This window comes from Haemophilus sp. HMSC061E01, assembly GCF_001810345.1.
In the GTDB taxonomy this organism is placed as follows: Bacteria; Pseudomonadota; Gammaproteobacteria; order Enterobacterales; family Pasteurellaceae; genus Haemophilus_D.
Genome location: NZ_KV801005.1, coordinates 181,744 through 205,033, shown reverse-complemented (window position 1 = coordinate 205,033; position 23,290 = coordinate 181,744). Strand labels below are relative to the sequence as shown.

Annotated in this window: 27 protein-coding genes and 1 tRNA gene; 24 read left to right on the top strand and 4 right to left on the bottom strand. The window is 39.2% G+C overall.

The genetic code is table 11. The features are described from left to right. The first annotated feature begins 64 nt into the window (after nucleotides 1-64). The 11 genes from HMPREF2732_RS04450 (at nucleotide 65) to iscX (ending at nucleotide 7,357) form a co-directional block, all read left to right on the top strand. Nucleotides 65-140 (top strand) — tRNA-Lys (locus HMPREF2732_RS04450). Between the two features lie 122 nt (nucleotides 141-262). Then, complete coding sequence (gene trmJ / locus HMPREF2732_RS04445) at nucleotides 263-982, top strand: tRNA (cytosine(32)/uridine(32)-2'-O)-methyltransferase TrmJ (protein WP_070591481.1); 720 nt, start codon at nucleotides 263-265, stop codon at nucleotides 980-982. Between the two features lie 59 nt (nucleotides 983-1,041). Further along, nucleotides 1,042-1,497 (top strand): Fe-S cluster assembly transcriptional regulator IscR, encoded by a 456-nt coding sequence (iscR, locus tag HMPREF2732_RS04440; protein ID WP_070591478.1) that lies wholly within the window; start codon nucleotides 1,042-1,044, stop codon nucleotides 1,495-1,497. Nucleotides 1,498-1,560: 63 nt separating this feature from the next. Further along, nucleotides 1,561-2,775: an IscS subfamily cysteine desulfurase gene (locus HMPREF2732_RS04435; protein ID WP_049369200.1), complete on the top strand. Its 1,215-nt coding sequence runs from the start codon at nucleotides 1,561-1,563 to the stop codon at nucleotides 2,773-2,775. A gap of 54 nt (nucleotides 2,776-2,829) precedes the next feature. Next, nucleotides 2,830-3,213, top strand: a complete 384-nt coding sequence (gene iscU, locus HMPREF2732_RS04430) for a Fe-S cluster assembly scaffold IscU (RefSeq protein WP_005696665.1) — start codon at nucleotides 2,830-2,832, stop codon at nucleotides 3,211-3,213. Between the two features lie 50 nt (nucleotides 3,214-3,263). Continuing rightward, entirely contained in the window at nucleotides 3,264-3,587 is a 324-nt protein-coding gene (gene iscA, locus HMPREF2732_RS04425; protein ID WP_032822628.1) for an iron-sulfur cluster assembly protein IscA, read from the top strand. A gap of 9 nt (nucleotides 3,588-3,596) precedes the next feature. After that, complete coding sequence (hscB, locus tag HMPREF2732_RS04420) at nucleotides 3,597-4,118, top strand: Fe-S protein assembly co-chaperone HscB (RefSeq protein ID WP_070591475.1); 522 nt, start codon at nucleotides 3,597-3,599, stop codon at nucleotides 4,116-4,118. Nucleotides 4,119-4,192: 74 nt separating this feature from the next. Then, nucleotides 4,193-4,879: a DUF2625 domain-containing protein gene (locus HMPREF2732_RS04415; RefSeq protein WP_070591473.1), complete on the top strand. Its 687-nt coding sequence runs from the start codon at nucleotides 4,193-4,195 to the stop codon at nucleotides 4,877-4,879. Nucleotides 4,880-4,919: 40 nt separating this feature from the next. After that, nucleotides 4,920-6,776 carry a Fe-S protein assembly chaperone HscA gene (hscA, locus tag HMPREF2732_RS04410; RefSeq protein WP_070591470.1) on the top strand — a complete coding sequence of 619 codons (1,857 nt, stop codon included), beginning with the start codon at nucleotides 4,920-4,922 and terminating at the stop codon, nucleotides 6,774-6,776. 45 nt (nucleotides 6,777-6,821) lie between these two features. After that, the gene (gene fdx, locus HMPREF2732_RS04405) at nucleotides 6,822-7,163 is read left to right on the top strand and encodes an ISC system 2Fe-2S type ferredoxin (RefSeq protein WP_005696659.1); all 342 of its coding nucleotides are present in this window, start codon (nucleotides 6,822-6,824) and stop codon (nucleotides 7,161-7,163) included. Next, a complete protein-coding gene (gene iscX / locus HMPREF2732_RS04400) occupies nucleotides 7,163-7,357 on the top strand; it encodes a Fe-S cluster assembly protein IscX (protein ID WP_049366368.1) in 195 nt (64 codons plus the stop codon). The genes fdx and iscX overlap by 1 nt, the downstream gene beginning before the upstream one ends. Before the next feature lie 113 nt (nucleotides 7,358-7,470). Here the strand turns inward: iscX and mglC are convergent, their stop codons facing one another. The 4 genes from mglC to HMPREF2732_RS04380 form a co-directional block, all read right to left on the bottom strand. Further along, on the bottom strand, nucleotides 7,471-8,481 hold the full coding sequence (mglC, locus tag HMPREF2732_RS04395) for a galactose/methyl galactoside ABC transporter permease MglC (RefSeq protein WP_070591469.1): 1,011 nt from the start codon (nucleotides 8,479-8,481) through the stop codon (nucleotides 7,471-7,473). An 18-nt stretch (nucleotides 8,482-8,499) separates the two neighbouring features. Beyond that, the gene (mglA, locus tag HMPREF2732_RS04390) at nucleotides 8,500-10,014 is read right to left on the bottom strand and encodes a galactose/methyl galactoside ABC transporter ATP-binding protein MglA (protein WP_070591467.1); all 1,515 of its coding nucleotides are present in this window, start codon (nucleotides 10,012-10,014) and stop codon (nucleotides 8,500-8,502) included. 78 nt (nucleotides 10,015-10,092) lie between these two features. After that, nucleotides 10,093-11,088: a galactose/glucose ABC transporter substrate-binding protein MglB gene (mglB, locus tag HMPREF2732_RS04385; protein WP_070591464.1), complete on the bottom strand. Its 996-nt coding sequence runs from the start codon at nucleotides 11,086-11,088 to the stop codon at nucleotides 10,093-10,095. Nucleotides 11,089-11,266: 178 nt separating this feature from the next. Next, nucleotides 11,267-12,274 carry a substrate-binding domain-containing protein gene (locus tag HMPREF2732_RS04380; RefSeq protein WP_070591968.1) on the bottom strand — a complete coding sequence of 336 codons (1,008 nt, stop codon included), beginning with the start codon at nucleotides 12,272-12,274 and terminating at the stop codon, nucleotides 11,267-11,269. 214 nt (nucleotides 12,275-12,488) lie between these two features. Between HMPREF2732_RS04380 and galT the strand changes: the two genes are divergently transcribed. From galT to HMPREF2732_RS04310, 13 genes are all read left to right on the top strand, one after another. Then, a complete protein-coding gene (gene galT, locus HMPREF2732_RS04375) occupies nucleotides 12,489-13,535 on the top strand; it encodes a galactose-1-phosphate uridylyltransferase (protein WP_049366730.1) in 1,047 nt (348 codons plus the stop codon). Between the two features lie 54 nt (nucleotides 13,536-13,589). Next, the gene (galK, locus tag HMPREF2732_RS04370) at nucleotides 13,590-14,744 is read left to right on the top strand and encodes a galactokinase (RefSeq protein ID WP_070591462.1); all 1,155 of its coding nucleotides are present in this window, start codon (nucleotides 13,590-13,592) and stop codon (nucleotides 14,742-14,744) included. Beyond that, nucleotides 14,738-15,763 (top strand): galactose-1-epimerase, encoded by a 1,026-nt coding sequence (galM, locus tag HMPREF2732_RS04365; RefSeq protein WP_070591460.1) that lies wholly within the window; start codon nucleotides 14,738-14,740, stop codon nucleotides 15,761-15,763. Before galK ends, galM begins: the two co-directional genes overlap by 7 nt. Before the next feature lie 135 nt (nucleotides 15,764-15,898). Then, on the top strand, nucleotides 15,899-16,312 hold the full coding sequence (locus HMPREF2732_RS04360; RefSeq protein ID WP_083304348.1) for a hypothetical protein: 414 nt from the start codon (nucleotides 15,899-15,901) through the stop codon (nucleotides 16,310-16,312). A 35-nt stretch (nucleotides 16,313-16,347) separates the two neighbouring features. Further along, nucleotides 16,348-17,145: a DUF5376 family protein gene (locus HMPREF2732_RS09765; RefSeq protein ID WP_070591457.1), complete on the top strand. Its 798-nt coding sequence runs from the start codon at nucleotides 16,348-16,350 to the stop codon at nucleotides 17,143-17,145. Nucleotides 17,146-17,334: 189 nt separating this feature from the next. Next, nucleotides 17,335-18,231 (top strand): CNNM family magnesium/cobalt transport protein CorC, encoded by an 897-nt coding sequence (corC, locus tag HMPREF2732_RS04345; protein ID WP_049369218.1) that lies wholly within the window; start codon nucleotides 17,335-17,337, stop codon nucleotides 18,229-18,231. Between the two features lie 73 nt (nucleotides 18,232-18,304). After that, nucleotides 18,305-19,837, top strand: coding sequence for an apolipoprotein N-acyltransferase (gene lnt, locus HMPREF2732_RS04340; protein ID WP_070591961.1), 1,533 nt, complete (start codon nucleotides 18,305-18,307; stop codon nucleotides 19,835-19,837). Nucleotides 19,838-19,909: 72 nt separating this feature from the next. Then, nucleotides 19,910-20,704 (top strand): phospholipid ABC transporter ATP-binding protein MlaF, encoded by a 795-nt coding sequence (mlaF, locus tag HMPREF2732_RS04335; RefSeq protein ID WP_049369220.1) that lies wholly within the window; start codon nucleotides 19,910-19,912, stop codon nucleotides 20,702-20,704. Further along, nucleotides 20,701-21,486, top strand: coding sequence for a lipid asymmetry maintenance ABC transporter permease subunit MlaE (gene mlaE, locus HMPREF2732_RS04330; RefSeq protein WP_070591454.1), 786 nt, complete (start codon nucleotides 20,701-20,703; stop codon nucleotides 21,484-21,486). The genes mlaF and mlaE overlap by 4 nt, the downstream gene beginning before the upstream one ends. 12 nt (nucleotides 21,487-21,498) lie before the next feature. Continuing rightward, the gene (mlaD, locus tag HMPREF2732_RS04325; RefSeq protein ID WP_049364516.1) at nucleotides 21,499-22,005 is read left to right on the top strand and encodes an outer membrane lipid asymmetry maintenance protein MlaD; all 507 of its coding nucleotides are present in this window, start codon (nucleotides 21,499-21,501) and stop codon (nucleotides 22,003-22,005) included. 21 nt (nucleotides 22,006-22,026) lie between these two features. Beyond that, nucleotides 22,027-22,674, top strand: a complete 648-nt coding sequence (gene mlaC / locus HMPREF2732_RS04320; protein ID WP_049371518.1) for a phospholipid-binding protein MlaC — start codon at nucleotides 22,027-22,029, stop codon at nucleotides 22,672-22,674. Nucleotides 22,675-22,678: 4 nt separating this feature from the next. Further along, the gene (locus HMPREF2732_RS04315) at nucleotides 22,679-23,014 is read left to right on the top strand and encodes an STAS domain-containing protein (RefSeq protein WP_070591451.1); all 336 of its coding nucleotides are present in this window, start codon (nucleotides 22,679-22,681) and stop codon (nucleotides 23,012-23,014) included. 13 nt (nucleotides 23,015-23,027) lie between these two features. Next, nucleotides 23,028-23,285: a BolA family protein gene (locus HMPREF2732_RS04310; protein ID WP_049380103.1), complete on the top strand. Its 258-nt coding sequence runs from the start codon at nucleotides 23,028-23,030 to the stop codon at nucleotides 23,283-23,285. Nucleotides 23,286-23,290: the final 5 nt, after the last annotated feature.

The following is a 23,290-nucleotide window of genomic DNA, read 5'->3' as shown; positions in this document are numbered from 1 at the left end:
TTGGTCGAAGGTTCGAATCCTTCACGACCCACCATCTATTTTACAGGTCATTATTTAACCGGTTGGGTTGTTAGCTCAGTTGGTAGAGCAGCGGACTCTTAATCCGTCGGTCGAGAGTTCGAGTCTCTCACAGCCCACCAGTCAACTTCTTATTCCTCCTGTTTGTTAATAAATTTACAAAAAAGTAAAATATTTTCAAAATTCTTGACTATATTTAGCGGTTATTATGATAGAATATCCACAACTTTAAGTCGGGCATAAAATGTTACAAAATATTCGAATTGTTTTGGTTGAAACATCTCATAGTGGGAATATAGGTTCAGCCTCGCGTGCGATGAAAACAATGGGATTATCCAACCTTTATTTGGTCTCGCCAAAATCGGTGGATGAGCAATCTATTGCATTAGCTGCAGGCGCTGATGATGTTGTGCGTAATGCCAACATTGTTGATACTTTTGAACAAGCAATAGAAAATTGCTCATTAGTAATTGGGACCAGTGCGAGATTACGCCATTTACAGAGTACGTTGATTGAGCCAAGAGAATGTGCGGAGAAAGTCAGTGCACATCAAGGCCAAGTGGCAATCGTGTTCGGTCGTGAGCGTGTTGGGCTCACAAATGAAGAATTACTTAAATGTCATTATCATTTAAATATCCCTGCTAATCCTGAATATTCTTCGCTAAATTTAGCGATGGCAGTACAGTTGGTAAGTTATGAAATGCGAATGGCATTTTTAGTGAAAAATAGAACGGAAACTGCACTTTCAACAATAGAAAATATCTATCCAACAGCACAAGAAATGGAGTATTTTTTCGTGCATACGGAACAGGTATATCAATCACTTGGTTTTATTCAAAATCAAGGGGTTATACAAAAGTTAAGACGACTTTATAACCGTTCTTCTCTAGAAAAAAATGAATTAAATATTTTGCGAGGAATGTTAAGTGCGGTTGAAAAACGCCTTAATCTGCAAAAAGACTAAAATTGACTATCATAGTCAGATATGTAAACTATCCAAACGACGATTAATAGGGATGCTTTATGAAACTTACATCTAAAGGACGATACGCGGTTACCGCAATTTTAGATATCGCATTACACGCAGGGACAGATCCAGTTTGTTTAGCGGATATCTCAGAACGTCAAAATATTTCACTTTCTTATCTTGAGCAATTATTTGCCAAATTGCGTCGTGGTAGATTAGTAAAAAGCGTTCGTGGTCCAGGTGGTGGCTATCGTTTAGCGTTACCATCTGATCAAATTTCTATCGGTATGGTAATCTCTGCCGTAAACGAGAACATTAATGTCACAAGATGCCTTGGAAAGGGGAATTGTAAAGGTGGGGTTGAATGTTTAACTCATTCTTTATGGCAAGATTTAAGTGATCGTATTTCTGATTTTTTAGATGAGATTACATTAGCTGAGCTTGTAGAGAAAAAAGCTGGGAAGCATAAAGCTCACAAAGATTTTGATGATTTGGTTGTCGTTAACCAATAATAGGAAAGTAGATCAAAGTGCGGTCAAAATGATGGCATTTTTGGTAGTTATTTAGGAGTGAAAATGAAATTACCAATTTATTTAGATTATGCAGCAACATGTCCAGTTGATGAACGTGTGGCTAAAAAAATGATGGAATATTTAACCATTGATGGTGTATTCGGTAATCCAGCATCTCGTTCACATAAATTTGGCTGGCAAGCTGAAGAAGCAGTTGATATTGCACGTAATCAAATTGCTGATTTAATTGGTGCAGATTCACGTGAAATTGTGTTTACTTCAGGCGCAACGGAAGCAGATAACCTCGCAATTAAAGGTGCGGCACACTTTTATCAAACAAAAGGTAAACACATTATTACTTGTAAAACTGAGCACAAGGCAGTATTGGATACTTGCCGTCAATTAGAGCGTGAAGGCTTTGAAGTGACCTATTTAGATCCAGAAGAAGATGGTTTAATCGATCTTGAGAAATTCAAAGCTGCATTGCGTCCAGATACGATTCTTGTGTCAATTATGCACGTGAATAATGAGATTGGCGTGATCCAGGATATTAAAGCAATTGGTGAGCTTTGCCGTGCAAATAAAACGATTTTCCACGTAGATGCGACCCAAAGTGTCGGCAAAGTCGAAATTAATCTTGCTGAATTACCGGTTGATTTGATGTCAATGTCTAGCCACAAATTATACGGACCAAAAGGTATCGGGGCACTATATGTTTGCCGTAAACCTCGCGTTCGTTTAGAAGCCATTATCCATGGTGGTGGTCACGAACGTGGCATGCGTTCTGGTACATTACCTGTACACCAAATTGTTGGTATGGGTGAAGCTTATCGTATTGCAAAAGAAGAAATGGCGACAGAGATTCCTCGTATCAGAGCTTTACGCGATCGCTTATATAATGGCTTGAAAGAAATTGAAGAAACCTATGTAAATGGTTCGATGGAGCACCGCGTAGCAAATAACTTGAACATCAGCTTTAACTATGTTGAAGGTGAATCCTTAATGATGGCATTACGTGATGTGGCAGTTTCTTCTGGTTCTGCTTGTACTTCAGCGAGTTTAGAACCATCTTATGTACTACGTGCATTAGGTCGTAATGATGAGTTAGCACATAGCTCAATTCGTTTCACTCTTGGTCGTTGGACAACGGAAGAAGAAATTGATTACACCATTAATTTAACACGTAATGCAGTCGCAAAACTTCGTGAATTATCGCCACTTTGGGATATGTTCAAAGAAGGCATTGATTTAAATACAATTGAGTGGTCGGCCCACTAATTTTCAAGGCGGCTAGACCGTCTGATAGCAACTTATTTAGGAAAGGAACATAATATGGCGTACAGCGAAAAAGTTATCGATCATTATGAAAATCCACGAAACGTAGGTTCGATGGATAAAAAAGATAATTCAGTAGGAACGGGTATGGTTGGCGCACCGGCTTGTGGTGACGTTATGCAATTACAAATCAAAGTAAATGACAGCGGCATTATTGAAGATGCGAAATTTAAAACTTATGGTTGTGGCTCTGCGATTGCATCAAGCTCTTTAATCACCGAATGGGTAAAAGGCAAATCTTTAGATGAAGCAGGTGCAATCAAAAACAGTCAAATTGCGGAAGAACTTGAATTACCACCAGTAAAAGTTCACTGCTCAATTTTAGCAGAGGACGCAATTAAAGCCGCTATTGCTGACTATAAAAATAAACAAGGTAAGTAATCAAAGTGCGGTTGAAAATGACCGCACTTTATCAATTTAAGGATCAGAATATGTCTATAACACTCACTGAAAAAGCGGCACAACGAGTTCGTACATTTCTTGAAAATCGTGGAAAAGGCATCGGTTTACGCTTAGGTGTGAAAACATCAGGTTGTTCGGGTTTAGGCTATGTGCTTGAATTCGTTGATGTGCTCAATGATGACGATCTTGTTTTTGAGCAGCATGGCGTGAAAGTGGTAGTCGATCCAAAAAGCTTGGTTTATTTAGATGGCATTGAGCTAGATTATGTCAAAGAAGGATTGAACGAAGGCTTTAAATATAACAATCCAAATGTGAAAGAATCATGTGGATGTGGTGAAAGTTTCCATGTTTAAGGAATAAAGATGACAAATCCTTTTGCTATTTTTGATTTACCGGTTGCTTTCAATGTTGATCAAGCCCTTTTGTCTGAACGCTATTTAGTGCTTCAAAAGAGCTTGCACCCTGATAATTTTGTTACGGCAGATGCGCAAGAACAACGTATCGCAATGCAAAAGTCGACAGAAGTTAATGATGCATTAAAAACCTTGAAAGACCCGATTTTACGCGCAGAAGCGATTATTGCGTTAAATACAGGGAAAACACAGGATTTAGAGCAAAAAAGTACGCAAGATGTCACATTTTTAATGCAGCAATTAGAATGGCGAGAAGAGCTTGAAAATATTGAGCAAAGCCAGGATGAAAATGCGCTAGAATCCTTTGCAAAATGTGTCAAAAAAGAAACAAAAGAAATGTTGACCGCACTTGAAGCACAGCTTAATGAGCAACAATGGTCACCTGCTGCACAGTTCTGCGATAAATTACGTTTTCTAAAAAAATTGGCGGATGAAATTAGCCAAGTAGAAGAACGTCTATTTGAATTATAATCTTGAGGGCGTTTAATACGCCCTTTTCGCTATTGATAAATGGGCAGCTGCCCTCATACTAATGAAATCCGATTATGCAAACTTTAGAACAACTGACTGATGCCTCAAAATCTGCTTGGGGAACCATTTCCCAATGGATTGAGCATGCTCGTAATCATTGTGATGTGATTAAAAAAGATCAATCTAGTGCAGAACGTGAGCTTTTCACCATGCAAATGCCCACTTCTTCTCCAATGGGCGCGGTCATTTATGAAACTGGCGGCATTTTAATCCATCATGGTTGGTTGCGTATATTGGGGTCAGGTAGTTTTAAATTACCACGTGGATTAATGGACTGGAATTTCAGCAAATCTTTTAATCAATCAGGTGATAAACCAAAATATTTGCTCGTTGCAGATGATGTCATTGGTGGTTATTTTGCCTTAAATGGCGGTTCTTTAGGGGATAATCTTGGCAAGATTTACTATTTTTCGCCGAAAGACTTAACTTGGCATGATTTAAATTTTACCTATACGGATTTCTTAGCTTGGGCATTAAATGGTGACATTGAAGCATTTTACCAAAATCTGTTTTGGCAAAATTGGCAAGAGGATGTAAAACAACTCGATGGTAACCACATGATTGTTTTTACACCAGAGCTTTCGGAAGATAAAACAACTGATATTAATCAGCGTGAGCGACGCGAAGTCAACATTGAAACCCATTACAACGCAAGTTTCACCGAACAAGATAAATTTGCACAAGCTTATTCCGTCGCATAATAAGCCTTTAACGAATTAATTATTAGAGATAAAAAGAGATATGGCATTACTCCAAATAGCAGAGCCAGGACAAACGGCTGCACCACATCAACATCGTCTTGCGGTAGGGATTGATTTAGGTACAACAAACTCTTTAGTTGCCGCAGTGCGTAGCGGTCAAGCCACCATTTTGAATGATGAACAAGACAGAAGCCTTGTGCCTTCAGTCGTCTACTATGGTGAAAATGAAAAACTTGTTGGTACAGAAGCATTTGCAAAAGCTGCAATTGATCCTAAAAATACGATTATTTCTGTGAAACGGCTGATTGGACGTAGCCTTGATGATGTGCAATCTCGTTATACAAACTTGCCCTATGAGTTTGTGGCAAGTGAAAATGGGTTACCATTATTGGTCACGCATCAAGGCAACAAAAGCCCAATTGAAGTCTCTGCGGATATTTTATCTCGTTTAAACCATATTGCAGAACAACGCCTTGCAGGTGAGCTTTCTGGCGTGGTGATTACCGTACCCGCTTATTTTGATGATGCTCAACGCCAAAGTACAAAAGATGCAGCACGCCTTGCCGGGTTAAATGTATTACGTTTATTAAATGAACCCACTGCAGCAGCAGTGGCGTATGGCTTAGATAGTGGAAAAGAAGGCGTCATCGCTGTTTATGACTTAGGTGGCGGTACCTTTGATATCTCAATTTTACGCTTATCTAAAGGCGTATTTGAAGTTTTGGCAACAGGTGGGGATACCGCTTTAGGTGGTGATGATTTTGACCATTTAATTGCAGATTGGATTGTTGAACAAGCGGGTATTCAACCACAAAATGTGAATGAACAACGTGAACTTTTAAGTTTAGCCACACAAACTAAAATTGCTTTAACAAGTGCACAAAGTGCGGTCGTTTCTTGGCGTGGATTTGAAGGTGAATTAAGTCGTGAGCAATTCAATGAATTAATCCACTCATTGGTAAAACGTTCTTTATTAACCTGCCGTCGAGCATTGAAAGATGCGCATGTTGAAGCTGAAGACGTGCAAGAAGTGGTTATGGTTGGAGGTTCAACTCGTGTGCCTTACGTACGTGAACAAGTGGGCGAATTTTTTGGTAGAACACCATTAACCTCGATTGACCCAGATAAAGTAGTAGCCTTAGGTGCGGCAATTCAAGCGGATATTTTAGTGGGCAACAAGAATGACAGCGATATGTTGTTACTCGATGTGGTGCCGCTTTCTTTAGGTATTGAAACCATGGGCGGTTTAGTGGAGAAAATCATTCCACGTAACACCACGATTCCAGTGGCTCGCGCGCAAGAATTTACCACCTTTAAAGATGGCCAAACTGCGATGACGGTACATGTGGTACAAGGTGAACGTGAATTGGTGGATGATTGCCGTTCTTTAGGTCGTTTTACATTGCGTGGTATTCCACCAATGGTAGCAGGCGCGGCCCATATTCGTGTGACTTATCAAGTGGATGCGGATGGCTTATTAAGTGTGACCGCCATGGAAAAATCCACAAAAGTCCAAGCATCGATTCAAATTAAGCCTTCTTATGGTTTAACCGATGAAGAAGTGACGGCAATGATTAAAGCTTCTTTTGATAATGCACAAGATGATATGCAAGCGCGTGAATTAGCCGAGCAGCGTGTTGAGGCTGATCGTGTGATTGAAAGCGTGATTGTAGCATTACAACAAGATGGGGCTGACTTATTAACCGAAGTCGAATTCCACCAAATTGAAAATGCATTGAAACAACTAATGGATGTAAAAGAAGGCACAGATCGTCATGCTATCGTTCAAGGAATCAAAGCCCTTGATGTTGCGACTCAAGAATTTGCGGCAAGACGAATGAATAAATCCATTAATCAAGCGCTGACAGGTAAATCTGTATCAGATATTGAGCAATAAAGTGCGATTATAAATTAACGAGTTTTTTATATTGAGGAAAGTAATATGCCAAAAGTGATTTTTTTACCGAATGAAGAATTCTGCCCAGAGGGTATGGTGGTTGATGCAGCAGCAGGCGACAACTTATTAGAAGTGGCACATAATGCGGGTGTGGAAATTCATCATGCTTGCGATGGTTCTTGTGCTTGTACAACATGCCATGTAGTCATTCGTGAAGGGTTTGATTCATTAAATGAAGCGAGCGATCAAGAAGAAGATATGCTAGATAAAGCATGGGGCTTAGAAATGGATAGCCGCCTTTCTTGCCAATGTGTCGTGGGTGATGAAGATTTAGTGGTGGAGATCCCTAAATATAATATTAACCATGCGAATGAGGCAGCTCACTAATGAAATGGACTGATGCACAACTTATTGCAGAAGAGCTGTATGATCGTAATCCAGATTTAGATCCTAAAACGGTACGTTTCACGGATTTGCATAAGTGGATTTGTGAACTAGATGGTTTTGATGATGATCCAATGAAATCTAACGAGAGTATTCTGGAAGCGATTTTGTTGAAATGGTTAGATGAATACGAGTAATTGATGAGATTAATCAAGCGAGCTGAGAGGCTCGCTTTTTGTTTTGAGAATTTACCTCAAAATAAAACCGCACTTTATTACTAAAGTGCGGTTATTTTTATCGTTGTTTTTAATTATTTTTTCTTCGCATATTTTAAGGAGTCGATAGCAACCGCGAGGATGATAATACTACCTTTAATGATATATTGCCAGTAAGGGTTTACACCGATATAAGTTAAACCGTAGTTAATAACGGTGAAGATGATCACACCAGTGATTACGCCGATAACAGTACCCACACCACCAGCGAAGGATACACCACCTACTACGCAGGCAGCAATCGCATCTAATTCATACATGAAACCAAGGTTGTTGGTTGCACTACCGATACGACCAGCTTCTAACATACCACCGAATGCATAGAACATGCCTGCAATCATGTAAATCACAACAAGGTTACGTGCTACGTTTACGCCAGATACTTTTGCTGCTTCAGGGTTACCACCGATAGCAAAGATATTTTTACCGAAGCGTGTTTTATTCCACATTACCCATACTAAGAATGCACAAATTGCGGCATAAATAGTGATGTAGGATAATTTGAATGAACCGAGTCTAAAAAAGCCTTGTGCGAAGTTAGAGAAAGATTCACTGAAGCCTGCAATTGGTGAACCACCTACGCCATCATAATAAAGTGAGTTGAAACCGTAAACGATGATCATGGTACCCATGGTTGCAATGAACGGGGTTACATTGAGATAAGCGATAACTAAACCATTCACTAAGCCGATTACAGCACCTACCACACAAACAGTCAGGATAACTACCGGAATAGGAATTTCACCTAAATCAGGGAACACGCGGTTCATGTTTTCCATTGATTGTAAGAGGGTAGCAGAAATAACTGCAGCTAAACCTACTTGGCGACCAGCAGATAAGTCGGTGCCTTGAGTAATAAGCAAGCCTGCAACACCAAGGGCGATAATGAGACGGACGGATGATTGAGTTAAAATGTTACTAAAGTTGCGAACATTCAAGAATGTTGGATCTTGTGCGATGATGATGCCAAGTAAAATCAACAACACAAAATAAATCGCATTTTGTTTTAAGAAATCGAATGATTTATTTTTTGGTAAGGCACTCATAATTTGTTCCTTTATGATTTATAAATATTTTGCGGCAAGTTGCAAAATTTCTTCTTGAGACGTTTTTGCCGTTTCAACGATGCCGGCAACACGACCATTACTCATGACCAAAATTCGGTCTGTTACGCCTAATAGTTCCGGCATTTCTGATGAAATCATAATGATGCCTTTATCTTTTTTAGCGAGTTCTTGAATGAGCTGATAAATTTCAAATTTTGCCCCAATATCAATACCACGAGTTGGTTCGTCGAGCATTAAGATATCTGGTTGGGTTAAAAGCCAACGACCGATAATGACTTTTTGTTGATTACCACCAGAAAGCGAGCCAATCGTTGTTTTGTGAGAAGGTGTTTTCACGTTCATCGCATCAATCACCCATTGTGTATCGCTTGCCATTTTTTTGTTGCTGAGTAATTTCCAAGGGGTGAGGTAAGATTTCATATTTGAAATCAACGAGTTGAATTCAATACTTAGATTTGAATAAATCCCTGTTGAACGACGTTCTTCAGTTACTAAAGCAAAACCGTGGTTAATCGCCTCAAGTGCGGTATGATTTTTCACGATTTTTCCGTTGAGCTTGATCGTCCCTTCTTTTAATTCACGCACACCAAAAATGGCTTCCACGATATCAGTTCGTTTTGCACCAACAAGACCTGCAATACCTAAAATTTCACCTTTGCGTAAATTAAAGGAAACATCTTGAATGGAAGGTTGATTCACCGCAGTTAAATGTTCTACTTCAAGCGTGATTTCTTTTGGTACGTTAGTTTTTTCAGGGAAACGTTGTGTTAATTCACGGCCAACCATCATTGAAACAATTTCTTCCATGGTGGTGCCTTTAACTTGAACGGTATTAATCCATTTACCATCACGAAGAATGGTGATTTCATCACAAATTTTGAAGATTTCATCCATTTTGTGTGAAATATAAATAATGCCACAACCGCGATCTTTTAATTTTTGAATAATTTTGAAAAGATGTTCCACTTCTTTTTCTGAAAGTGAGGATGTTGGCTCATCCATAATTACGATTTTAGCGTTATAAGAGAACGCTTTCGCAATTTCGATCATCTGCATTTGTGAAACGGAAAGTTTAGCTACTTTTTCTTTTGGATCAACATCAATATCCAATTCATCGAAAATCGCTTTGGTATCACGATACATTTTGGCGTGATCCACAAAAGGACCTTTAAGTGGATAGCGACCCAACCATAAGTTATCCATTACACTAGTTTGACGCACCAAGTTAAGTTCTTGGTGAACCATTGAAATCCCATTTTCAAGGGCTTCTTTTGATGTTTTAAAATCAACAGGTTTGCCTAAGAATAAAATTTCACCTTCGTCTTTTGCATAAATTCCGAAGAGGCATTTTAATAATGTAGATTTACCCGCCCCGTTTTCGCCCATTAAGGCATGAACAGAGTGAGAACGAACTGTTAGATTGGCGTGATCAAGGGCTTTTACACCGGGGAAAGACTTACTGACATCCGTCATTGTCAGTAGTACATCACTGTCTTGGGTTTGAGTTGTCATATCCAACCTCATCAAAAAGGGGGAAAGGGAATTTGGGTTTCCTTTCCCCCTAAAATTAAAGAAAAGCAATAGATTTTCTTATTTTAAGAATTCACTTAGGTTATCTTTATCTACACCAACATAAGGGATACGTACCACACGGTTTTCTAATTTCCATTGTGTACCTTCTGTTGCTGCTTTACCGTTAGCAAGATTTGCAGAAAGTTGAACAACTGCTTTACCTTGGTTAACGCCATCGTTTAACACAGTACCAGCAATTTCGCCTTTCTTAATTAATTGAAGTACTTCTGGTAATGCATCTACACCAAAGATTGGTAATTTTTTACCGTGTGCTTTGGTTGCTTCTAATGCACCTAACGCCATACCGTCATTATTTGAAATAATCATTTCAATTTCGTTAGCTTTAGAGCTAGATAACCATGCATCCACTTTATCTTTTGCCATTGCTGCATCCCACATACCGGTATCAATAAATAATTGTTCGGTAGGAATACCTTTAGCATTTAATTGCTCAATCACATATTTAGTACGTGCTTCAGCATCTGGGTGGCCTGGTTCACCTTTTAATAATACATATTGGATTTTACCGTCTTTATTTAAGTCTAAGGCTGGCATTGCTTTCCATTGTTTTGCAATTAAATCACCTTGGATTAAGCCTGATTCTTTCGGGTCGGTACCAACATAGTAAGCGTGCTCATAGCTACCGATAGCTTTTGCACCAGGATCTTTATTGAAGAAAACAACAGGAATGTCATCTTGTTTCGCTTTGTTGATAACAGTTGAAGCTGCAGCTGGGTCTACTAAGTTAATGGCTAGGGCTTTTACACCTTTAGAAAGCAAACCATCTACTTGGTCGTTTTGAATAGATTGTGCATTTTGCGAGTCATTCATTAACAACTCAATGCCGCCAAGGGCTTTCGCTTCTTTATCGATTTCTTTACGCATTAATGACATGAAGTTATCATCATATTTATAAATGGTAACACCAATACGGTTATCGGCTGCGAAACCTGAAGTTGCTGAACCTAAACCGATTGCTAAAGCGACCGTACTTAATACTGCTGTTTTTTTCATAAAAACGCTCCTATTAGAGAAAGAGATTTTATTGTTGATTTTTATATACCAAATAGAGGAATGTTGCGTACATCTATTGCAACTGAATCCATCATAACGAAATCAAAATTGTTAATCTGTGATCAAACTCACATAAATGAAAACGATTACATAGCAATGTTTAAATTTGTGATCTCCATCACGGTTTCATTGCATTTTCTACAGAAAAACGTCTCACCAAGGTTGGATTAAATTGGACAACAGTCGGTGTAACAATAGACGAATCAACTAAGCTCAAAGCCAGTTTTGCCGCATAATTTGCCATTAAATCAATTGGATAGCGAATGGTGGTGAGCTTTGGAATTAAATATCGAGCAATTGGCATATCATCAAAGCCCACAATGGAAAACTGTTTCGGCACTTTGATATTGTTTTCATTTAAAACGGAAATTGCTCCTGCAGCCATCGTGTCATTATAGGCTACAACCGCTGTTAAGTTAGAGTTGTAGCTCAATAAATCAATCATCGCCTTTTCACCGCCTTCAAAATCAGGCGAATTATGCACAATGGCTTGTTCGACAATAGGAAAGTGATGAGCTCTTAAAGCGGCCAAATAACCTTCTTTACGTTCGATTTCATCTAAAATACCGTGATTAGATCCAATGTAGGCAATGTGCTTATGACCATAACGAATCAGCATTTCAGTCGCGAGATAGGTACCTTGCCGGTTATCAAGACTGACGCAACGATTTTCATAACCTGAAATCACACGGTTAATCACAACCATACCCGGTACATTTTCAAGATAATGACGTAATTCTTCGTCAGAAAGGGCTTTGGAATGAACGACCAGACAGCTACAACGCTTGCGCAGCAAGGTATCAATTGCTTCACGCTCTTTTTCAGCATGGTGGTATCCAATACCGATCAAAATCGTTTTTTGATGCTCTTCAGCCACTTTATCGACTGATTTGACCAAAATAGCAAAAAAGGGATCTGTTACATCCGTAACCACTACGCCAATGGTATCAGTATTTTGCACGGCCAGAGCTTGTGCGTTTGCATTGGGTTGATAATTTAAAACCTCCATCGCGCGTTGTACTGAATAACGGGTTTTTTCACTTACGGAGGGAGAGTGATTAATCACCCGGGAAACAGTGGCGACCGACACGCAAGCTAATTCAGCAACATCTCGAATTGTAGGCATAACTGGGCTCTCATTCATTTTTTCATAATAATTATCATAGTAAATTTGAATAAAATTGAAAGCGGTTACTTTCAAAAATGCTACATTCGTCACAAAAAAGAGATTGGACTAGCGCCTTATTTCCTGATTTTGTGATAATGATCACGGTTTATTTTTTTTAATTTGTTATCTTATGAAGAAAATTTTGTAATCGTTTACATTTTGGAGCAAAAATATGAGCGAAACCGTATTTGAACCGACAGATCATCCGCATCGTCGTTATAATCCGTTAATTGACCAATGGGTTTTAGTCTCGCCACATCGTGCTAAACGTCCATGGCAGGGGCAGCAAGAAAAAGTGAGTGAGGAACAAAAGCCAAGCCACGATCCAAATTGTTATCTTTGTCCACGTAATAAGCGTATTACCGGTGAACCTAATCCGGATTACCATAAACCTTATGTATTCAAAAATGATTTCTCGGCTTTATTAGAAGATACACCAGCGCCAGAGCAATCAGCCGATCCGCTTTTCCAAATGAGCCAAGCTCGTGGTGAAAGCCGTGTTATTTGTTTTTCGCCAGATCACAGTAAAACATTGCCATTATTGACCGCACTTGAAATTGAAGAAGTGATTAAAGTGTGGCAAGAGCAATTACGTGAACTGGGTCAAAAATATCAGTGGGTACAGATTTTTGAAAATAAAGGCGCGGCAATGGGATGCTCCAATCCCCATCCGCACGGACAAATTTGGGCAAACAGCTTTTTGCCGAATGAAGTTGCTCGCGAAGATGTTGCTCAACGAAATTATTATGAAAAGCACGGTTCTGTCCTTTTAGTGGATTATGTTCAAAAAGAATTAGAGAAAAAAGAACGTATTGTGGTGGAAACCGAGCATTGGGTTGCGGTAGTGCCTTATTGGGCTGTGTGGCCGTTTGAAACCTTGTTATTGCCAAAAGTGCATGTCAAACGCTTAACAGAATTAACCGATGCTCAAGCTAAAGATCTTGCTGTGATCTTGAAAAAGCTGGCAACGAAATACGACAACTTATTTGAAACGTCTTTCCCTTATTCGATGGGCTTCCATGCAGCACCATTTAATGGCGAAGATAACGAACATTGGCAGCTTCATGCGCATTTTTATCCACCATTATTGCGTTCAGCTACGGTTCGCAAATTTATGGTGGGTTATGAAATGTTAGGTGAAAGCCAACGTGACCTCACCGCAGAACAAGCCGCAGAAAGATTACGTGCGTTAAGCGAAGTACATTACAAAGAACGTTAAGCAATAATTTCTCTCTTGAGTTAAGAGGGAGTGTGAAAGATAAAGGAAAATAATATGACTCCAGTCCAAAAATCCCAACACATTTTTACGCAAAAATATAACAAGCAACCTGAACTGACCGTGTATGCGCCTGGTCGTGTAAACATTATCGGCGAACATACGGATTACAACGATGGCTTTGTGATGCCTTGTGCGATCAATTATGGTACAGCCATTGCGGGATCAAAACGTGCTGATCATATTTGGAATGTTTATGCCGCAGATCTTGATCTTGAGGATACCTTTTCTCTTAATGAAGATTTCCCTCAAAGTGAGCAAAAATGGGCGAATTATGTGCGCGGTGTCGTGAAATTTATTCAAGAACGCTGCCCGCAATTTAAACAAGGCGCTGATTTGGTGATTTCCGGAAATGTGCCACATTCTTCTGGTTTAAGCTCTTCCGCCGCCCTTGAAGTGGCGACAGGCAAGTTCTGCCAACAACTCAGTGATTTACCTTTAACACATACAGAAATTGCTTTAATTGGTCAAAAAGCTGAAAACAAATTTGTAGGCGCAAATTGCGGGAACATGGATCAATTAATTTCCGCTTTAGGGCAAAAAGATCATCTATTAATGATTGATTGCCGTAGCTTAGAAACACAACCAACGCCTGTGCCGAAAGATGTCGCTGTTATTATTGTGAACTCAAATGTACCGCATGATTTGGTGACAGGCGAATACAATACACGCCGTTGGCAATGTGAAAAGGCAGCAGAGTTCTTTGGTGTGAAAGCGTTGCGTGACGTATCAGTAGAAGAATTCCAAAAAAGAGAAGCAGAATTGACCGCACTTAATGCTTTAGTGGCTAAACGTGCACGACATGTAGTGACTGAAAACCAACGTGTGCTTGATGCAGTAGAAGCATTAAAACATAACGATTTAACAAAATTAGGCGAATTAATGGGGCAATCTCACGAATCCATGCGTGATGATTTCGAGATTACCGTGCCGCAAATCGATTATCTTGTGGAGCTCGCTCAATTAGTGATTGGTAAAACCGGTGGCGCGAGAATGACAGGGGGTGGTTTCGGTGGCTGCATTGTTGCCCTTGCACCTCATGATAAAGTTGAAGAAGTGCGTAAAATCATTGCCGATAATTATGAAAAACAAACTGGCTTAAAAGAAGATTTCTACGTTTGCACTGCCTCACAAGGAGTGAGTCTATGCTAGAAAAAACGGCGTTCAATGCACCAGATGGACAGCCTTATCAACTTGTTCAACTCACCAATTCAAATGGCATGACTGTGCAATTTATGGATTGGGGAGCCACTTGGCTTTCTTGTAAAGTCCCTGTGAATGGTGAGTTGCGAGAAGTGTTACTCGGCTGCAAAGTGGAAGATTATCCTCATCAAACTGCTTATTTGGGTGCAAGCGTAGGACGCTATGCGAACCGTATTGCTAACGCCCAATTTGAATTAGGTGAGCGAACAATCCATCTGGTCGCTAATCAAGGCAAACATCAATTACATGGTGGCAAAGAAGGCTTTGATAAACGCCGTTGGAAAGTCGAAGAGTGCGGTCAGAATTTTGTGCGTTTTTCTCTTGTGTCTCCTGATGGAGATCAAGGTTTTGAAGGCCATGTACAAGTTAATGTGCTTTACACGCTGACCGATGAAAATAGCGTAAAAATTGAATACGAAGCCGAAAGTGATAAAGATACCGCACTTAATTTAACGAACCACGCTTATTTCAATTTAGAAAATGCGGAGCAGGGCAGTGATGTGCGAAATCATACATTACGCCTTAATGCGGATTTCTATCTGCCGGTTGATGGCGAAGGCATCCCGAATTCACCACTTAAACATGTGGTGAATACCAGCTTTGATTTTCGTGTGGCAAAACCAATCGCACAAGATTTCCAACAAGGCGATCAAGTGGTAACGAAAGGTTATGATCATTCCTTTATCGTCAATAAAGCATGGCAAAAACCTTGCGTATTATTGACTTCTCCTAATGAAGATTTAAGCCTTGAAGTGCTCACATCCCAAGCCGCGTTACAGGTTTATACGGGAAACTATCTTGCCGGCACTCCAGCTCGTGAAGGTGGCACTTATCAAGATTTCAGCGGCATAGCCCTTGAAACGCAATGCCTTCCCGATACCCCTAACCATCCCGAATGGAAAAATTATGGCGGTGTTCAAAAAGCAGGTGAACGCTATTACCAGTGGACAGAGTTTAGGTTTAAATAGGTAATCTCTGAAAGTGCGGTTAAAAACTATTGTGTTTTTAACCGCACTTTGTTTATATGTAATTACATAAAATGTATAAAAAATACATTAATTGTATTTAATTCGTAATATTTTACTAGAGGTGAAAAATTATAAATGAAAAGCGCCTTTGAAAAAACGATGCTTAAAATATCTAAAGGAAGTAATGCAGGATTTTTCCCTGTTTATTTTGGATATGTTGATAATGATCAATGCCAAATATCCTTTGAATGTTTTGATATGAAAATTTGTATTGTAGAGGATAATTTTTGGGATTGTTTATCTAGATTAAAAAAACAATATCCTGATATATTGTTACATTGTAAAGGATATAAACGAAATGCTTATCCATCGCGCATGCTACTACAGATGGGAAAAGCTGTAAAAGTATATGAATACAAACTTGGTAAACAAGCTACATTTGAAGATTTAGTTTTTATTTTTTCTCCTGAAGATAGTGAACTAACTTCTTCCGTAGATGAACAAATTGTGTTTTTTAATAAATGGATTAATTCATTAGACAATAAGTAAAATGTTCTAAGTATTTATCCTATAAGAGGACAATAATGATAGTTGAATTTGGATATTATGATTATTTTGGCAAGCTAGCTCCTATCTGTGCAACTAAGGATTCGTTATTTGATTCAAGTGTTATAACTACATATATATCAACATTAAATGAGATAGATATTGTTCGCCTTGTTTTAGATGACTTAAAAAATTTAGAACTCACATGGGAATATATCGGCACGGAAGCTTTTGATGCCTATATCGATCATGATAGGGTGAAAGTGGGTTTCGATCTTTTAGATGGATACGATGAATATGATGAAATTGATGATGAAAGAGATCATACAGAGTATTTAATCCCTCGTAAGGAACTGACTTATCTTTTAGAAAGATGGTTGGCATTCATACAAAAACCAATAACAGAACCGAACTACATAGAAATTGTTGATTCAATTGAATTTGGATATTGTGATTCTTCTGGCAAACTAGCGCCTAGGTGTGTAGCTAAAGATTCGTCAGACAATGCAAGAAGAGCTATAGCCACATATATATTAACATTAAATGATATAGATATTGTTCGTCTTGTTTTAGATGATTTAAAAAATTCAGAACTCACATGGAAATATATCGGCACGGAAGCTTTTGATGCCTTTATCGATCATAATAGGGTTAAATTGGGTTTCGATCTTCTAGATAAATGCGATGAAATTGATGATGAAAGCGAGCATACAGAGTATTTAATCCCTCGTAAGAAACTAACTTACCTTTTAGAAAGATGGTTGGCGTTCATACAAAAACCAATACCAGATCCGAACTACGTAGAAATTATTGATTCAGAGGATGCTTATAAATAAGCGTGAGTTATGGAAGCTCCTTCTACCTGCAGAAGGAATCATAACAACAGTTAAAATTGAAGTGCGGTTAAAAATTGTTATGTTTTTAACCGCACTTTATTTTCAGCCATTTAGCTTAAGTTTTTTGCGATTTTTGTCAAAATATGCTACTTTTTACGCAGTCAATCCGACAGTAACACATTTAATTTTATGAACGAAGAACATTCGAGTAATCAAACTGAAACAACTAAAAAATCTTTTTTCCAATCACTTATTGGCCGCTTTTTCCAAGGTGAGCTGAAAAACCGTGAAGAACTCGTGGAAGTGATTCGCGATTCAGAACAAAATGATTTAATCGATCAAAACACTCGTGAGATGATTGAAGGGGTAATGGAAATCGCTGAGCTTCGTGTACGCGATATCATGATTCCACGCTCTCAAATTGTATTTATTGAATCGAATCAAGATCTTGATGCTTGCTTAAACACCATTATTGAATCAGCACACTCTCGTTTTCCTGTGATCGCAGATACGGATGATCGCGATAATATTGAAGGTATTTTACACGCGAAAGATTTGCTCAAGTTTTTACGTGAAGATGCGGAAGAGTTCGAACTTTCTAAGTTATTACGTCCTGTTGTGATCGTACCGGAAAGTAAACGCGTCGATCGTATGCTAAAAGAGTTTCGTTCTGAACGTTTCCATATGGCGATTGTGGTAGATGAGTTCGGTGCGGTATCAGGTTTGGTGACCATCGAAGACATTCTCGAACAGATTGTGGGTGATATTGAAGACGAATTTGATGAGGAAGATGTCGCGGATATTCGCCAGCTTTCTCGTCATACTTATGCGGTGCGCGCGCTAACGGATATTGATGATTTTAATGCGCAATTTAATACGCATTTCGATGATGAAGAAGTGGATACTATTGGCGGTTTAATTATGCAAGCCTTTGGTTATCTGCCTAAACGAGGTGAAGAAATCACCTTAGAAAATATTCAGTTTAAGGTGACTTCTGCCGATAGTCGCCGTTTAATTCAGGTGCGCGTAACTGTGCCGGATGAGCATTTATCGGATATGGAAGGCGTGGAAGAGCAAGCTGAATAAGTTGCTCAGTTGACCGTATTCTTAGCCCCCTCTTTGCTGAAGAGGGGGAATATTTTTTTATAGTATGGATAAAATGAATAAGTTAGTGATTTATCTTATTGCTCTGATTTCGGGTGTGATTGGCGTGTTTGCCTTTTCGCCGTTTGATTATTGGGAATTAGCCTATGTATCCTTAGGTGGATTGCTTTTTGTGGCGAAAAATGTCAAAAAATCAACCGCACTTTTGGCCACCTTTTTGTGGTCGATGGGCTTTTTCTGTTTTGGTGTAAGTTGGTTAAATGTCAGCATTCATCAATTTGGTGGCGCTTCCCTTGGTGTGAGTTATCTCTTGGTGGGCTTACTTTCGGCTTACCTTGCACTTTATCCAATGCTTTTCACTTATTTAGTCCAGCGTTTTCAGGTGCAAAGTGCAGTCATTTTTGCTGCGATTTGGACATTGACTGAATTTTTGCGTGGTTGGGTGTTTACCGGTTTTCCTTGGTTACAATTTGGTTATACCCAAATCGACAGTCCATTTTTCGGCATTGCGCCGATCTTTGGTGTCACGGGGCTGACATTCTTTACCGTTTGGGCAAGTGCGGTCATTTTTAATTTTATTTTTGCACTATCGAAAAAACAATGGAATTTAGTCAGTATGAATGCATTGCTATTATTGGTTGTGGGTGGATTAAGCGCTTATACTGGTAAGGTGAATTTTGTTCAACCCAAAGAAGGTAAAGGACTAACTGTCACGCTTGCACAAGGTAATATTGAGCAAAATTTAAAATGGGATCCTGAATATCTTTATGCCACGGTAGATATCTATCAAAAACAAATTTTGGCGCATTTAGGCAAGTCTGATTTAATTATTTTGCCCGAGTCGGCATTACCGACTCTTGAAAATGCGATTACGCCATTTTTTGAAGCTTTAGATAAAGTTGCGAAAGAGAAAAACACGGAAGTGATGATTGGCACCGTATATCGTGATGAGCAAAGCGGTAAATTATTGAATTCCATTGTGACGGCCGGGAATCCAGATTTTCCTTATGAATTAACGACAAAAAATCGTTACAGCAAACATCATCTCGTGCCATTTGGTGAGTACGTGCCGTTAGAAAGTTTGTTACGTCCACTTAACTCGGTATTTAATTTACCAATGTCTGCGTTCCAAAGTGGTGATGCGGTACAGCCATCTTTTATGGCAAAACAACATGCTTTTGCACCGGCTATTTGTTATGAAATTATTTTCGGTGAGCAACTTCGTGAAAATCTGAAAAAAGAAACTGATTATTTGCTGACTATTTCCAATGATGCATGGTTTGGTGATAGCATTGGCCCTTGGCAGCATTTACAAATGGCTAGAATGCGTGCGCTAGAATTAGGTAAGCCATTAATTCGTGCAACCAATACAGGGATTTCAGTGTTTATTGATTCAAAGGGTAATATTGAAGCACAAGCACCTCAATTTGAGGAAACAACGCTGACCCATAAAATGGTGCCAACAGAAGGCAAAACGCCTTATGCTGCACTGGGTAATTTACCTATTTATGTGTTGTCATTAATTTTTGTGTTATTACGTGGCTTCACGACGTTATTAAAACGCCGCTTGAACCTTTCACAAAAATAGCAGTCAAAACGACCGCACTTTTTTAACGTGAGAGGAAAATAAATATCCTCTTGTAAAACCAATGAGATTTTAATGAATAAAAATCTAATCGAAGTCAAAAACCTGACCTTTAAACGAGGTGAGCGTGTGATTTACGATAACCTGAATTTGAAAGTCCAACAGGGTAAAATTACGGCCATTATGGGGCCGTCAGGGATCGGGAAAACCACGCTGCTGAAATTAATTGGTGGTCAGTTGTATCCTGAACAAGGCGAGATTTTGTTTGATGGACAAGATATTTGTCGTCTTTCAAATCGCGAGCTTTACGAAGTACGTAAACGCATGGGAATGTTATTCCAATCAGGCGCTTTATTTACGGATATTTCCACGTTTGATAACGTGGCATTTCCGATTCGCGAGCATACCCGTTTGCCGGAAAGTCTAATTCGTCAAATTGTGTTGATGAAATTAGAAGCGGTGGGCTTACGTGGTGCAGCAGATTTGATGCCTTCGGAGCTTTCTGGTGGGATGGCGCGTCGTGCCGCATTGGCTCGAGCGATTGCACTTGATCCTGATTTAATTATGTTTGATGAGCCGTTTACAGGGCAAGATCCAATCAGCATGGGCGTAATCGTGAGTTTAATTAAACGCTTGAATGAAGCATTGAATTTAACTTCTATCGTGGTTTCCCATGATGTGCAGGAAGTATTAAGCATTGCAGATTATGCTTATATTATTGCGGATAAACATGTGATTGCCGAAGGAACATCAGAGCAACTGCTCGCGAGCCAAGATCCGCAAGTGGTTCAGTTTTTAAAAGGTGAAGCAGATGGTCCGGTAAAATTCCATTATCCGGCAGGTGATTATGTGGAGGAATTATTTAAATGATCGTAGATATGATTTCTTCACTTGGACGAAGCGTAATCAAATTTTTCCGTGCATTAGGCCGCTCAGGCTTTATGTTGTTTGGTGCGTTAGTGGGTAAGCCACAAATTCGTCAACATTTTCCTTTATTAGTGAAGCAGTTATACGTATTAGGCGTACAGTCTTTATTGATTATCCTGCTTTCTGGTTTATTTATTGGAATGGTGTTGGGTTTACAAGGTTATGTGGTCTTAGTTGATTTTTCAGCAGAAACCAGCCTTGGACAACTTGTAGCGCTGTCTTTATTACGTGAATTAGGCCCTGTAGTGACCGCACTTTTATTTGCGGGTCGAGCAGGTTCTGCGTTAACGGCTGAAATTGGCTTAATGAAAGCCACAGAACAACTTTCCAGCCTTGAAATGATGGCGGTCGATCCATTACGTCGAGTGATCGCACCGCGTTTTTGGGCGGGGCTGATTGCGATGCCAATTCTTGCGCTTCTCTTTACCGCGATTGGTATTTGGGGCGGTGCGCTTGTCGGCGTAGATTGGAAAGGTGTTGATGCAGGTAGCTTTTGGTCTGTGATGCAAAATGCCGTCAGCTGGAGCTATGACATTCTAAACGGATTTATTAAAAGCGTATTTTTCGCCATTGCCGTGGTGTGGATTGCGTTATTCAATGGTTATGATTGTATTCCGACATCAGAAGGGATCAGTCAAGCCACAACCAGAACAGTTGTCCACGCATCACTTGTGGTTCTTGGGCTCGATTTCATCTTAACTGCCATTATGTTTGGGGCAGGCTAAAAGGGTATTTTTATGCGACAAACAATTAAATATGAATTTTGGGTAGGCTTATTTTTACTACTCGGTATCGCTGCGTTAGTGTTTCTAGGCTTACGTGTAGCAAACGTACAAGGTTTTGGTGAAACAAAATCTTACACAGTGACTGCAACTTTTGACAATATTGGTGGACTAAAAGTCCGTGCACCACTTAAACTTGGTGGGGTAGTCATTGGTCGTGTATCTGACATTACATTAGACGAAAAATCTTACTTGCCAAAAGTCAGTATTGCGATTAATGAAGAATATAAAGAAATTCCGGAAAATAGTTCGTTATCGATCAAAACATCGGGATTATTGGGCGAGCAATATATCGCCTTAACGATGGGTTTTGATGATGGTGAAACCGCGATGTTAAAAAACGGTAGCCAAATTCAAGACACGAAATCCGCAATGGTATTGGAAGATTTAATCGGCCAGTTCCTTTACGGTGATAAAAAAGCCGACGGTAATGCTGACAAAGCAGAACCTGAAGCTAAATAATAATCTTTATTTAGGAGATTTATGATGAAATTTACTCAGTTTAAAAAATGGTTTAGCGTAATGGCATTTGCAGTGACTGCACTTTTTGTGACTCAAACTGTACGTGCAGAAACGAGCCCTTATGTGTTGATGCAACAAGCATCAGATAAGTTATTTGCCGATATCAAAAACAATCAGGCAAAAATTAAAAAGGATCCAAACTATTTACGTACTATCGTGCGTAATGATTTATTACCTTACGTGCAAGTAAACTATGCTGGTTCTTTAGTGTTAGGTTCATACTTTAAATCAACCACACCAGAACAACGTGAAAAATTCTTTAAAGCATTCAGCGATTTTATCGAACAAGCTTACGCACAAGTGTTAACCGCTTACACCGATCAAAATATTCAAATTGAACCGGCTAAAGAAGTGGGTGACAAAAACCTTGTGAGCATTCGTGTAAACATCATGCAAAATGGTGGACAAGCGCCAATCAAATTAGATTTCAAATGGCGTAAAAACAGTAAAACTGGCGAATGGCAAGCTTATGACATGGTTGCAGAAGGCGTGAGCATGGTTGTCACCAAACAAAACGAATGGAGCGGTATTTTACGTCAACAAGGTATTGATGCTTTAACAGCTCAAATTCAAAAATCTGCCGCAGCACCTGTGACATTGAGCAAATAAGCGAATGACTGCGTTAAAGTGGGATTTAATCCAAAATAATGATAAGATAGCTCTCCAATTATCGGGGGAGCTATCCCGCAACACGTTGTTACCATTATGGCAGCAACGTGCTTCTTTTTTATCAGAAAAGCAAACCAATCAAAGTCTCATTGAATTTGATTTAACGAATATTAAACGAATTGATTCGGCTGGTTTCGCATTGCTGTGTGATTTTCTACATGATAGTGAGCAGTTAGCAAATAAAAAAGTGCGGTTGATAAATCCGCCAGAACAGTTATTAACCCTTGCTGATTTAGTGAATTTATCTCATTGGATTGGCACTTTTATTGATCATCATTAAAACGGAAATCCTAATGGAACTGCAAGAAATTGAACGTATTTTAAAAGAAAGCCTGAATGTAGATGAGGTTTATGCTCAAGGTGAAAATGCACACTTTGGTGTGATTGTGGTGAGCGATGAGATCGCTGCACTTTCTAAATTAAAACAGCAACAAACTATCTACGCGCCATTAATGCCTTATTTCCAAACTGGTGAAATTCATGCTTTAACCATTAAAACCTATACCACTGCAAAGTGGAAAATGGATCGTCTATTACATCAAGCAAGCTAGGATTT